Consider the following 12,614-nt stretch of genomic DNA (forward strand, 5'->3'; position numbering starts at 1 on the left):
AATCCCTACGCCTTCTTCCCTGTTTCTATTCCGCCGCGGCGGCGATTTGCGCCGCGCTTTCCGCCCCTGCCCGCTGCAATGAAATCGTAATCCGCGCGCCTGTTTCGCCAAGGCTTGCATCATCGGCGAATTCAAGCGACCCGCCATGTTCTTCGGCGACCTTTTTCACAATCGCGAGGCCCAGCCCGGTGCCCTTGGCGCGGGTTGTCATGTAGGGCTCCGCCAGACGGTGACGCTCCGCTTTCGGCAGGCCCACTCCGTTATCGATAATATGGATGCGCGCCAGCGGCCCATCCCCCTCAAGGCGAACGATGATGCGGCCCGCCGGACCGTCCTCATTCGCCGCAAGGCGCGCGCCGATGGACTCCGCCGCATTCTTCAACAGATTGGAGAGCGCTTGCACGATAAGGCGTCCATCGCATTCCGAAAGCACCGGCCCGTCCGGCGTCTCCACCGTGAAATCGACTTCGGCGAAAGCGACTTTCTGTGGAAAGACCGCCGCTTTGATGAGTTCGCGCAAATCCTCACGCCCGATCACCGGCTTGGGCATACGCGCAAAAGAGGAAAACTCGTCCACCATGCGGCCAATATCGCTGACCTGACGGATAATCGTATCGGTGCAGCGTTCGAAGACTTCCGGATTGGTCTGGATCTCGCCGAGATATTTGCGCCGCAAACGCTCGGCTGAAAGCTGGATCGGCGTCAGCGGGTTCTTGATCTCATGGGCGATGCGGCGCGCCACGTCGCCCCAGGCGGCGTTGCGCTGCGCCGAGATCAACTGGGTGATATCATCAAAAGTCGCAACATAGCGGTCGCCCTGACCCGCGGCGTCTTTCACGATACGCACATTAAGCGTTCGTGTGCGGCCGTGACGAGTAACATCGATCTGATCGCCGACTTCGTTTTCACTGGATGACGCAGCAAGGTCGAGCAGCCCGCCCAGTTCCGGCATGATCTCCTTGATGTTCTGTCCGGTCAGACGATTGCTGTCCTCACCGATCAGATCCGCAGCCGAACTATTCGAAATCGTGATGCGCCCATCGCCTGCAAGACCGATCACGCCGGCCGATACGCCCGAAAGAACCGCTTCGGTGAAGCGGCGGCGTTCGTCGAACTGACGGTTGGTGTCGATCAGGTCATCGCGCTGGGTTTGCAGCTGCGCTGTCATATGGTTCATGGAGCGGGCGAGCGCGCCAAGCTCCCCGTCGTCTTTATAGACTTCAACGCGGGCGCCGAGATCGCCGCTGGAAACCCGCTCGGACATCTTTACGAGACGCCCGATCGGTTGAACGAGCCGCGTTGCGGCGACGAGCGCAAGCCAGATGGCGCCGAAGAGAATGATAATGGCGAGCACGACATAGCCGGAGAGGAACACCCGTTCGAGGCGCGCACGGCCAAGCCTCGCCTCCTCCCAATCGGCTACAACATTTCGCGCGGAGATGATCCGCGCCGTCGTCTTCGGATCGATCCGATAATAGGCGATGAGATAGCCGCCGCCATAATCCTCGATAGGCAGCGTGCCCCGGAACATATTATAGGTTTCATCGTCATTGACGCCAAAAACGAACTGACCGCCCGGCGCATCGACTTCCTCGATCTGCTTGAAGATTTCCGCTGACGGAAGGCTGTAGTTTCCGTGTTCAAGCTCGGCGCGCACCAGAAGATTCATGTCGCCGTCAATAAGATAAAGCGCCGACAGGCCGCGCACCTGCGCCTGCGCAAACACATAGCGCCGGAAAGAAATCGGCGTCTGTTCAAAACCAATGCCGTCCACTTCCTGACGATGCAGGTCATAGGCGATTTCACGAATGGTCTGCTGGGCCTCGGCCGAATTGAACTCGATCAGGCCGCGGGCAAGATCGCGCGCCGTTTCCTGATAGCGGTCGATCCGTTCACTGAAGACATCGTTGAGGCTGGCGCGCAAAATCGTGAAAGCAAACAGAAAGGCGATGACTGCGGGGATCGCAGCGACCGCCGAAAACAGCCAGACAAGCTGCATATGGGTTCGCGAACCGGCCAGCTGATGGCGCCGGTTGGACCAGACATGAAACAGGCGCACGCCAACAAGCAGCGCAAAACCTGCGGCAATCATAATGTTGCCGATAATCATCCACATCAGGAAGGAGCGGTCGACCCGCTCCACCAAAGGCGACATCAAAAACCAGGTGGTGAGAAAGGCGACGGCCGCCGCGCCAATCAGCGCGGCCGCAACAGTGGTGTTGGAAAGTAGCCATTGCGGAACAAATCGGCGCGCCGCCGTGCTGGAGCGCACGCTGTCCGGAGTGTCGAAATGTTGTTTTTTTATACTCAACCCGACGCCATCCTGAGGGGCTCTTTGACCCGAAGTCCTGCCCGCCGTCATCCAGCCGCCAGGCGCTCTCCCCGCGCCAGGACCGCCATATGCGGCGTAATCTCCCCAAACCGTGGGGGATGTTGCTTCCGTTGTTGCAGAAAATCAACACTTTTGTTGCCAAAATGAAACAGGGTAAATACCGGATCGGGAAAGAGCCGGAAAATCTCAGGCGGCGCGCTCGGCGACACGGGCGTCGCCCTCAAAAAAACCGGCCAGCGCTTCAACTGCTTTTTCCGGCGAGGCGATCCGGCAAAGTTCGGCGCGGAAGGCCCGGCGCAGCGCCGGATCGAGGTCCAGGGGCGCGTGATCCACGGTCGCGGCCAGATGCTTGCGCGCCATCCTGACGCCCAGCGGTGCGCCGTAATGATCGATGGTTTCTTTATAATGGGTGAGCGCCGCGTCGCGCTGGGCCTCAAGCGGCGGCGCGATCAGGTCGCCGGCAGTTTCAAGCGCATTTGCAACTGCCCCGGGCAGCCACGGGCGGCCGGTCGCGGCGCGGCCGATCATGACGCCGTCAGCGCCGGATTGCGTCAGGGCTTCCCGCGCGGTTGCCTCGTCGACGATGTCGCCATTGACGATGACAGGGATCGAAACCGCGTCCTTCACAGGGCGCACGGCGGCCCAGTCCGCCTCGCCCTTGTAAAAATCATTGCGGGTGCGGCCATGCACTGTGAGCAGTTGAACACCGGCGCTTTCAGCGCGAGTGGCCAGCTCAGGGGCGTTCAGGCAATTCCAGTCCCAGCCGAGGCGCATTTTCAGCGTCACCGGTTTTGACGTCGCCGCCACCGTCGCCTCAATCAGGGTCAGCGCATGGTCAAGGTCGCGCATCAAGGCCGACCCCGACAGAACGCCCGTCACCTGCCGCGACGGGCAGCCCATATTGATGTCGATCACATCGGCCCCGGCGGCCTCAGCCAGCTTGGCGCCCTCCGCCATCCAGCGCGCCTCGCGCCCTGCAAGCTGCACCACGAACGGAAAAATTTCGCCGTCGCCCTCGGCCCGGCGCACAACGTCGGGACGCCCGCGCGCCAGCTCTTCGCAGGCGGTCATCTCCGACACGACCAGTCCCGCGCCAAAGCGCGCGACCGCCCGCCGGAACGGCAGGTCGGAAACGCCTGACATCGGCGCCAGCGCAACGGTGTTTTTGAGATTTATGTCGGCGATCGAAATCATTCTTCATCAAGCTTGTTGGCTTGGCGGCTGTTTACCCGCTAAAGCAGGAACTTACAAACCGCCGAGAGCCTAACTTCTCAAGTTCCAGCACCTATGGGAATCAGATGGACAGACGTTCGCCAGCCCGACACCGACGCCTTTACGGCTCTCAGTTCTTAATAAGACAGAGCCGAAACCGCATCGTGTCGGGGATTCATACGTCTGATCTTCTATTCTCCGGGAACTTGTGTACGCCCGAATATAAGGCTCTGGGGATCAAATGGTTAAGCTGAACACCATCGCCATCATTGTCGCCGCCGGGCGCGGCAACCGCGCCGGCGCGGGCGGCCCGAAGCAATATCGCCTGCTTGCCGGCCGGGCCGTCATCGCGCGAACGGCGGAAGCGTTTCTTGGCCATCCCGACATCGACGGCGTGCGCGTCATCATCCACCGCGACGACCGCGATGAATATGACGCCGCCATGGGCGCGCTCCTGAAACACAAGAAACTGCTCGATCCCGTCACCGGCGGCGCGGAGCGCCAGGACTCTGTACGGCTTGGCCTTGAAAGCATCGCCGGGAACCATCCATCACGCGTCCTGATCCATGACGCGGCGCGTCCCTTTATCGACGAAAAAACCATCACCAGCGTCATCAATGCGCTCGACACGGCGGACGGCGCCATCGCCGCCCTGCCCGTTCACGACACCATCAAGCGCGCGGGGCAAGACAACAAGATCGCCGCGACCGTACCGCGCGAAGCGCTCTGGCGGGCGCAGACGCCCCAGGGCTTTCAGTTCGACAAGATTGTCGCCGCCCATCGCGACGCCGAAGGAAAGCAGCTCACCGATGACGCCGCTGTCGCCGAAGCCGCAGGACTTTCGGTGACGCTCGTTCCCGGCTCGCCCGACAATATGAAACTGACCCAGGCCGAGGATTTCGGCATGGCCGAAACCCTGCTCGGCCGGAAAGATAAACAGATGGAATATCGCACAGGTCACGGCTTCGACGTCCATGCCTTCGAGGAAGGAAACGCGGTTATCCTCTGCGGCGTCGAAATTCCGCACGACAAAAAACTGAAAGGCCATTCCGACGCCGATGTCGGAATGCACGCGCTGACCGACGCCATTCTCGGCGCCATCGGCGAAGGCGATATCGGCGATCACTTCCCGCCGTCGGACCCTAAATGGAAAGGCGCGCCGAGCCATGTCTTTCTGGAAAAGGCCCGCGACCTTGTCGCCCGACAGAAAGGCAAGATCGCCCATTGCGACGTCACGCTGATCTGTGAAGCGCCGAAAATCGGCCCACATCGCGATCGCATGCGCGCTTCGCTCGCGCTTATTCTCGACATCGACGAGCGGCGCGTTTCCGTCAAGGCGACCACCACCGAACAACTGGGCTTTACCGGAAGACGCGAAGGCATAGCCGCCATGGCGACGGCGAGCGTCGCACTTCCCGTTTCGGAGTAAGGCATGAGTTTGGTTGAGGTCATGACCTTTGAGGATGCGGCTTCGATAAGCTTTGTGGAAAGCGTGCTCCGGTCGGAAAGCATTTTGTTTCGCGTGGCAGGCAATGACCATTCACCCGGTCGTCGCCCAAGTTTACTGGTGGCCGAGAACGACGTGGAACACACCCGTGATATGTTGATTGAAATCGGCTTTGAAAAACGCGTTTACTCCAAAAAACGTCTTGGCCTTCAAGAGTGAGCATCCGATGAAAGAACTCCTGCGCACCAACGATCCGGCGCTGATCAACTATGTTGAGAACCTGATGAGCCAGGCGGATATCGACTATCTCCTCGCTGATCAGCATGCGAGCGTCATGGACGGCTCCATTGGCGCCCTGCCCCGGCGCATTCTGGTCCCTGATGATGATTTCAATCAGGCGATCCGGATAATGCGGGAGGCGGAGCTCGGCGACGAAATCAGCCGCACCCATTTGAAGGATCAGAAGTGACCCAGACCCATCGCATCTGGTCTTTGGCGCAGGCGATCATCGACAAGGCGGGCGCCGAAGGGATGATGGTCGCCGCCGCCGAAAGCTGTACCGGGGGGATGATTGCCGCGGCCCTCACCGACGTTCCCGGCTCCTCCGCCGTCGTAGAGCGCGGTTTCGTCACTTACACGAATGAAGCCAAGACAGAGATGCTCGGCGTGCCCGCAAGCGTCATTGCGGCAAACGGCGCCGTTTCCGCGCCCGTGGCGCGCGCCATGGCGAAAGGCGCGCTCAAAAATTCCCGCGCCGATATCGCCGTTTCCGTCACCGGCATTGCGGGACCATCCGGCGGTACGGAAAGAAAGCCTGTGGGCCTCGTCTGGTTTGGCCTGGCGGATAAAAACGGCGTCACCCGCGTCGAGCGCCGGGTCTTCGCCGAAGGCGGGCGCGATTTCGTTCGCACCAAGGCGACGGAAACCGCGCTGCACTTGATGCTGACGGCGCTTGGACGTTAGGTTTGTTTATAAGAAATTGGCTACAGTTTCGAAATAAATTCTGCACGCCCATTAAGAGGCGGTACTTCCCCAAACTTGTTAACATAGGCTTTCAATAAGCTCGACTCTTCAGATGCAACGTCATCCAAATGCTTAAAGCAAAATATTAAAGACTCTGGCGAAGCAATCTTCTTTATTTTTGGGCTTGTTCGATAAGTACGTCCCGCAACGTGCCCTCTTTTTGAATTATTCAAAATCATATTTGCAAATGCTCGCAATCGTCGTCTCATATGAAAGCTACGACCAATATAAAGAACGCCGAATTTATCGACGCCACAAAACCTATTTATGGATAATGGATCTCCATTATGATCGACAGAAAGAATTTCATAAATGCCTGGCTCATTTTTGAGCACATCCGAAGCCGGCCAATTGTTTGTTTCGCTAAGTTTAAATGTATTTCCACGAATTCGATATGCGTTCATTTTTGTGCTTTTAAGTATTTAAAGTTGTTTCGACATTTCACCAATGCGGACTATTTTATACCGTAAACCTCATGCGCCCGCTTCACAAAGGCTTCGCTCATCCGTGCAAAGGCCTTGTCGAAAACAGCCTGCGCCGTTGCTTGCAGCAGAAAATTCCTGAATTCGAACTCGATGTCGAAGTCGATCACAGACCCGCTGCTTGGCCCACCGCTTGGCTTGTCCGTGAAACGCCATCGGTTTTCGAGATTGCGGAACGGTCCGTCCACATAGGCGACATCGATGCGCCTGCTCTCAGGATCGAGCGTCACACGGCTGCGGAAGCGCTCGCGAAACACTTTATAGGCGACAATCATGTCGGCCGTGATCTTCGTCTCGCTACGCTCGATCACGCGAAGCCCGACGCACCAGGGCAGGAACTCCGGATATCTCTCCACATCGGCGACCAGCGCAAACATCTGGTCGGCCGAATAAGGAACTTCGGTCTGCGTATGCCTCGACGTCACGACGGCCGTTTCGCTTTGCGTGCATAACCATCGAAAAGATCGAGCATTCGCTCGATCCACGCCGCCACCGGTTGCGGCGCTTCGTAGATGTCTTCAGACGTCGACAGCCGCGGCCACATAAAGGCGCCCATGACATAATAATCGCAGAGATTGGGCGCGTCCCCGCCAAGAAAACGGTAGCGGCCAAGCGGCGCCGACAGAACCTGTAACGACGCCTCAACTTTTTCTTTTTGCCCCGTCGTTGCCGCCAGTTCTTCAATCGTTTTTCCAAACCGTTCCTCACGGGAGGCCCGGAAGTAGGGTTTGTCGTCATCCGCCGCGAGCGCGTGAATGCGCGCCACCAGCATCGGGGAAACGGCCGGAAAAAAGGAAGAGAACAACCAGGCGCGAGAGAACTCCGCCGCCGCCGCTTCTCCGTCCGTCGCGACGAGCGGATTTTCCGGATAGGCCTTGTCGAGCCACGCCATAATCATGGCGCTGTCCTTCACCGTCTCTTCGCCGTCGATAATCACGGGGACACGGCCATATTCAGGATCTGGATAGTTCGCCTTGTCGGCGAACCCCACGGGCGCAGTCTCGAATTCCAGCCCTTTGTGCAGCAGCGCGAATTTCACCATCCAGCAGAACGGACTCGGCCGTATGTCGGGGTCGGCGAGCGCAAGATCGTATAATTTCAAGGCCATAGCGGGGTTCCGGCGAGCCCTGAAGCGGCCCGCCCGTCTCATAACCGCGCGCCCCGCCCCCCGCAAGACGCGCAATCCGCCGCCCCTTCCCTATAGACGAGAAGACTCGACAAGCCGCAACTATAGAGTGTAATACAGAAATGTTTTTCATTTGTTCTTTACTTTAACTGGAGGGGAAAAGATGAGTTTAGGGGCAAAACGATCCTATCAGGACATTGCTTTTTTCAATATTGAGAAGAAATCGTCGGCGCCGGAAAAGAAAACCAGCCTAACCATGATCATCGGGGTCAGCGTTCTCGTCACCGTTCTTCTTCTCGGCATTGGTTATTGCGCCGGCCTCAAGGCGGGCTATTTCGCCGCGCCCTGCTGCGTCGGCCCGCTTGAGCTTCAGTTCGATTTCGAAGGCTGACCGCCAGCCGTCTTCCACATGCAACCGACTGCGCCACACCAGCCATTAACGGGGGTTCTCATGAAAGTTTATCTGTCGTTTTTAATCTGTCTCACCGCATTGCTTTCCGCTTGTACGCACAAGGTCGACGTGGAGGACATCACGGTCCGCAACCAGACCATTATTCCTGCAGGCGCGCCGCAAGAACGCCGCGACATCGCCGCAGAAACCTGCGAAGCGCAATACACCGCCGGAAAGCAGAATTATTTATCAGCCGCGCAAACCGCCATCGCCGCGGGACGCAGCAATCCCAACGCCAGCAAGGCGCCGCTGGACGCTTTCCGCGCCGAGGTGAACGCCGCCTATAACGCCGTGGTGCAGCGCTGCAAGACGCACATGCACTGCCTCGAAGTGCAGCGCTACGACGAGGCGAAGTGCTATATGGCGGCAAGCGACCGCAAGGACGCCGAACGCCGCTTTTCAGACCTTGCGGAGGATCTCCGCCGCATCGAAAACAAAAAACACGCCGGTCACGGGCATAAAGGCAAACCCAAGCCCGCCCTCATCGTGAACAACAAAAACACGATGACCCAGAATAACGACCAGCGGCAGGAAAACGACGCCCAGACCGGCGACCGGATCGAGGATCAGGATGTCTTGAAGGTTTGCGGCGATGTTAAAGGGCTGCTGACTTCCCAATGCCGGCGCGCCTGCCCGACCTGCTAAGCGCCACGTAAAAAAGTGGTAGCCGGTTTTTTGCTTAAGTGGCGCGACCAAAAAAACTAGATCATCTATTGATGATCTAGGCGCCTTTGGCCGCGCGCGCCGCCTGAAGCTGGGCAAAGTCTTCGCCCGCATGATGCGATGACCGCGTCAGCGGCGAAGACGAGACCATCAAGAAGCCCTTGGCGCGCGCGAGGGTTTCATAAGACTTGAACTCGTCGGGATGGACGAAACGGTCAATGGGCGCGTGCTTTCGCGTCGGCTGGAGATATTGACCGATGGTGATGAAGTCGACGCCGGCGGAGCGCATGTCGTCCATCACTTGCATCACTTCCTCGCGCGTTTCGCCAAGCCCGACCATGATGCCGGACTTTGTGAACATCTGCGGGTCACGCTCCTTCACTTTTTCAAGGAGGCGCATGGAATGATAATAGCGCGCGCCGGGACGGATCAATAGGTAAAGCCGCGGCACGGTTTCGAGATTGTGATTGAAGACGTCAGGTTGTGAATCGATGACGATCTCGGCGGCGCCGTCTTTGCGCAAAAAGTCCGGCGTCAGAATTTCAATGGTGGTTCCGGGCGCAGCGGCGCGAATAGCGTGCACGACTTTCGCGAAATGCTCGGCCCCGCCATCTTCGAGATCGTCGCGGTCTACGGATGTGATGACCACATGATTGAGGCCCATTTCGGCGACGGCCGCCCCGACATTTTCCGGCTCGTTGACATCAAGCGGAGCCGGCAGGCCGGTCTTCACATTACAGAAGGCGCAGGCGCGTGTGCAGGTGTCGCCCATGATCATCATGGTCGCGTGCTTCTTTTCCCAGCACTCGCCAATATTCGGACACGCCGCTTCTTCGCAAACCGTATGCAGGTTCTTCGAGCGCACAATGTCGCGCGTCGCGGAATAGCCCTTGGAAACCGGCGCCTTTACCCGAATCCATTCGGGCTTGCGCTGGATCGGACTGTCCTCGCGTTTCTGTTTTTCCGGATGGCGGGGCTTTTGCCCGCCGATCGTGTCAATAAGCGTCGCCATGGCGGTCCATGTAGCAGCGGCGCCCCCTTTTTGTAAGGGGGCGCCGCCAGGGTGGGCGCAGGGAACCCAAAAAACCGCCTAGAACATCAGGCGTTTGACGTCGTCGACGATCTCATCGAAGGAACGATGGATAATGGCGCCATCCATGGGCTCTCCAAGGGCGACATTGATCGCCTCCCAGGCCTCCACGGAGGGAATCATCGGGGCGTCGCTGACGCGGGCGAGACGCGCGCCTTCGGTGGAGAATTTCACCACCTCGCGCGAAACCGGCAGGCGCAGCCAGCGCCAGACACGGCGGCGCATTTCACCGCTCTGATAAAGCTCCCAGCGCGGATCGGAGCCGTCCTTCGACACATCGAAGAAAAGCGTTTTCAGATCGCCCGCATCGGCAAGCACAAGCACGCCGTTTGCATGTTCATAAAAAGCCGGGGCGCGGCCATTGCTCAGGAAAGACGATTCCCCGAAGCCGCATCTCAGATCAGCAATCGCCTTGCGCTTGGCCATGACGCAGCCTTGAAACTCGGCGACGATGTTCGGCCATTCCTGACGGCCGATCACAACCAAACCGCCGGCGACAAGAACAATCATCATGCCGCCGACCTGAACCGTCGCCATCAGCCCGGCCGTATAATAGTTGAACGCGAGCACCAATGGCGCAAGAAGCGCAAAGGTCGCCGCAATAGGTCGTTTGAACCCGATCAGATCCTCGCGCGCATAATCATTCACATTGTCGGAGTAATCCGCAGCGTGCTTGAGACGCGCAACAACAGGAGCGGGAATATCAACACGCGCAGTGGTAAGCATGTCATCCTCACTTAAAACCCGAAGCGCTTTCCCCGAAAAGTGGACACCGGTTTTCGGCCCGAAAGCGCGACTAAACATAACTCCGAGGATGACGATGGCGCCAAAGTTTAACCGTCCGTTTAAGGCGTTAACGCCAAATTTATTTTCATTGTCAGAAAGTAAGCGCCGCAAGGGATTGTATTGTTAACGCCCGCCGTATTTTCGCCTTAATTCGGCGCCGTTTCCGCCTTAAAGTTTTCAGAGCGGCACGGCTGTCCGGCGGAAAACCTTGCGGATCGCGAAATTTGTAATCACTCGGTCAACCCCGGGAAGACTCGTCAGAATTTCCGTGTGAATACGTTCATAATCGGCGCCGTCGCGGCAAAGAATACGCAACAGGTAATCCGACAGGCCGGCCATCAGGTAGCATTCCATGATTTCGCGATGGCGAATGACCGCTTTTTCAAAAGCGGTGAGCGTGGCTTGTTGCTGATTTTTTAGAGTCGCCTGAACGAAGACGGATGTTTCAAGCCCGGCCTCGCGCTCATCGACGATCACCACCTGCTGCGTAATGACGCCTGTCCGCCAGAGCTCCTTTACCCGCTTGTGACAGGCCGAAGGCGAAAGCCCCACCCGCTCCCCAAGCTCCGTGAACGGCGTTTGTCCGTCCTCTTGAAGAACATTCAAAATGGCCGTGTCGAACCTGTCCATGGTGTGAATTCCATTCTCAAAATACAACCGAATTCGATATGATATTCTTTCAAATATCAAATATGGCGTAAAATATCAAAAATATCCTGCAAAATCTGAATATAATCCGCCGCAACCGAACCAAATGGAGGGTCTCATGCTTGTCGGCGTTCCGAAGGAAATCAAAAATCACGAATATCGCGTCGGCCTCGTGCCCGGCAGCGTCCGCGAATATGTGCAGAACGGTCACGACGTGCTCGTAGAGACGGGCGCCGGCGCCGGCATCAAGGCAAGCGATCAGGATTACGTCGCCGCAGGCGCGAAAATCGCCCCGGATGCGAAAACCGTCTTCGAAAAAGCCGACATGATCGTCAAAGTGAAAGAGCCCCAACCGACAGAATGGGTGCAACTTCGCGAAGACCAGATCCTTTACACCTATCTCCACCTTGCGCCCGATCCGGATCAGGCGCGCGGCCTGATGGAATCCGGCGTTACCGCCGTCGCATATGAAACCGTCACCGATCCCTTCGGGGGCCTTCCCCTTCTCGCGCCCATGAGCGAAGTCGCAGGACGCCTGTCCATCCAGGCGGCCGCTTATGCGCTGACAGCCCATCAGGGCGGGCGCGGCCTTTTGATGGGCGGCGTGCCGGGCGTGTTGCCGGCCAAAGTCCTCGTCATCGGCGGCGGCGTGGTCGGCACCCATGCGGCGCGTATGGCCGTGGGCCTCGGCGCCGATGTCACCATTCTCGACCGCTCAAATCGCCGCCTCGCAGAGCTCGACGAGCTATTCGAGGGCCGCGCCAAGACGCGTTATTCCACTTACGAAGCGCTCGATGAGGAAACCGACGTCGCCGATGTCGTTGTCGGCGCAGTCCTCATCCCCGGCGCCTCAGCGCCGAAACTCGTAACCCGCGAGATGCTGAAAGGCATGAAAGAAGGCGCAGTGCTCGTCGATGTCGCCATCGATCAGGGCGGCTGCTTTGAGACCTCCCACGCGACAACGCATGCTGACCCCACCTATGTGGTTGAGAATGTCATCCATTACTGCGTCGCCAACATGCCTGGCGCGGTGCCCTTGACCTCCTCGCACGCCCTCAACAATGCGACTCTTGGCTTCGGCCTGCAGCTCGCCAATCGGGGCCTTGAGGCGCTGAAGGACAATCCGCATCTCCAGGACGGGCTCAACATTCACAAGGGCAAGGTCACCTATAAGGCGGTCGCCGAGGCGCTCGGTGTTGACTACACCCCTGCCGCGGATGCGCTAAAATCCTGAAAAACCATGTCTTTCCGCCTTCCGGCCCCGGATTTTGACGGGCGCCGGGCGCCTGCAGGAAAAAAGCGGCCAATCGCTCGCGAAAATATTACCTGATCGTAAGTAATTCCGGCTTTTCTC

General features: G+C 58.4%; 15 protein-coding genes. 7 read left to right on the forward strand and 8 right to left on the reverse strand.

Annotated elements, in window-relative coordinates:
* Positions 1-25: 25 nt before the first annotated feature.
* On the reverse strand, positions 26-2,311 hold the full coding sequence (locus ACFC5L_RS16685) for a sensor histidine kinase (RefSeq protein ID WP_375203828.1): 2,286 nt from the start codon (positions 2,309-2,311) through the stop codon (positions 26-28).
* 207 nt (positions 2,312-2,518) lie between these two features.
* A complete protein-coding gene (gene dusB / locus ACFC5L_RS16690; RefSeq protein WP_375203829.1) occupies positions 2,519-3,526 on the reverse strand; it encodes a tRNA dihydrouridine synthase DusB in 1,008 nt (335 codons plus the stop codon).
* Positions 3,527-3,785: 259 nt separating this feature from the next.
* Here dusB and ACFC5L_RS16695 point away from each other — a divergent pair, with 259 nt between their 5' ends.
* From ACFC5L_RS16695 to ACFC5L_RS16710, 4 genes are read left to right on the forward strand one after another with little or no spacing between them, the layout of a single operon-like run.
* Positions 3,786-4,973, forward strand: coding sequence for a bifunctional 2-C-methyl-D-erythritol 4-phosphate cytidylyltransferase/2-C-methyl-D-erythritol 2,4-cyclodiphosphate synthase (locus ACFC5L_RS16695; RefSeq protein WP_375203830.1), 1,188 nt, complete (start codon positions 3,786-3,788; stop codon positions 4,971-4,973).
* Between the two features lie 3 nt (positions 4,974-4,976).
* On the forward strand, positions 4,977-5,210 hold the full coding sequence (locus ACFC5L_RS16700) for a hypothetical protein (RefSeq protein WP_375203831.1): 234 nt from the start codon (positions 4,977-4,979) through the stop codon (positions 5,208-5,210).
* A gap of 7 nt (positions 5,211-5,217) precedes the next feature.
* A complete protein-coding gene (locus ACFC5L_RS16705) occupies positions 5,218-5,460 on the forward strand; it encodes a putative signal transducing protein (RefSeq protein WP_375203832.1) in 243 nt (80 codons plus the stop codon).
* The gene (locus ACFC5L_RS16710) at positions 5,457-5,954 is read left to right on the forward strand and encodes a CinA family protein (protein ID WP_375203833.1); all 498 of its coding nucleotides are present in this window, start codon (positions 5,457-5,459) and stop codon (positions 5,952-5,954) included. Before ACFC5L_RS16705 ends, ACFC5L_RS16710 begins: the two co-directional genes overlap by 4 nt.
* A gap of 20 nt (positions 5,955-5,974) precedes the next feature.
* Here ACFC5L_RS16710 and ACFC5L_RS16715 read toward each other — a convergent pair whose 3' ends face one another.
* The 3 genes from ACFC5L_RS16715 to ACFC5L_RS16725 are packed head-to-tail and all read right to left on the reverse strand — an operon-like array spanning position 5,975 to position 7,604.
* The gene (locus ACFC5L_RS16715) at positions 5,975-6,418 is read right to left on the reverse strand and encodes a hypothetical protein (RefSeq protein ID WP_375203834.1); all 444 of its coding nucleotides are present in this window, start codon (positions 6,416-6,418) and stop codon (positions 5,975-5,977) included.
* Positions 6,419-6,468: 50 nt separating this feature from the next.
* Positions 6,469-6,921, reverse strand: coding sequence for a type II toxin-antitoxin system RatA family toxin (locus ACFC5L_RS16720; protein ID WP_375203835.1), 453 nt, complete (start codon positions 6,919-6,921; stop codon positions 6,469-6,471).
* Positions 6,918-7,604: a glutathione S-transferase N-terminal domain-containing protein gene (locus ACFC5L_RS16725; RefSeq protein WP_375203836.1), complete on the reverse strand. Its 687-nt coding sequence runs from the start codon at positions 7,602-7,604 to the stop codon at positions 6,918-6,920. The genes ACFC5L_RS16720 and ACFC5L_RS16725 overlap by 4 nt, the downstream gene beginning before the upstream one ends.
* 181 nt (positions 7,605-7,785) lie before the next feature.
* Here ACFC5L_RS16725 and ACFC5L_RS16730 point away from each other — a divergent pair, with 181 nt between their 5' ends.
* Positions 7,786-8,013 carry a hypothetical protein gene (locus ACFC5L_RS16730; RefSeq protein WP_375203837.1) on the forward strand — a complete coding sequence of 76 codons (228 nt, stop codon included), beginning with the start codon at positions 7,786-7,788 and terminating at the stop codon, positions 8,011-8,013.
* A gap of 60 nt (positions 8,014-8,073) precedes the next feature.
* Positions 8,074-8,718, forward strand: a complete 645-nt coding sequence (locus ACFC5L_RS16735; protein ID WP_375203838.1) for a hypothetical protein — start codon at positions 8,074-8,076, stop codon at positions 8,716-8,718.
* A gap of 76 nt (positions 8,719-8,794) precedes the next feature.
* On the opposite strand, the gene lipA is transcribed toward ACFC5L_RS16735, so the two are convergent.
* The 3 genes from lipA to ACFC5L_RS16750 form a co-directional block, all read right to left on the reverse strand.
* Positions 8,795-9,748, reverse strand: coding sequence for a lipoyl synthase (gene lipA, locus ACFC5L_RS16740; protein WP_375203839.1), 954 nt, complete (start codon positions 9,746-9,748; stop codon positions 8,795-8,797).
* Between the two features lie 78 nt (positions 9,749-9,826).
* The gene (locus ACFC5L_RS16745; RefSeq protein WP_375203840.1) at positions 9,827-10,552 is read right to left on the reverse strand and encodes a hypothetical protein; all 726 of its coding nucleotides are present in this window, start codon (positions 10,550-10,552) and stop codon (positions 9,827-9,829) included.
* 237 nt (positions 10,553-10,789) lie between these two features.
* Positions 10,790-11,242: an Lrp/AsnC family transcriptional regulator gene (locus tag ACFC5L_RS16750; protein WP_375203841.1), complete on the reverse strand. Its 453-nt coding sequence runs from the start codon at positions 11,240-11,242 to the stop codon at positions 10,790-10,792.
* Between the two features lie 136 nt (positions 11,243-11,378).
* On the opposite strand from ACFC5L_RS16750, the gene ald reads away from it, so the two are divergent.
* Positions 11,379-12,494, forward strand: a complete 1,116-nt coding sequence (ald, locus tag ACFC5L_RS16755; protein ID WP_375203842.1) for an alanine dehydrogenase — start codon at positions 11,379-11,381, stop codon at positions 12,492-12,494.
* Positions 12,495-12,614 lie beyond the last annotated feature (120 nt).

It is taken from the genome of Hyphococcus sp. (assembly GCF_041986965.1).
Classification (GTDB): domain Bacteria; phylum Pseudomonadota; class Alphaproteobacteria; order Caulobacterales; family Parvularculaceae; genus Hyphococcus.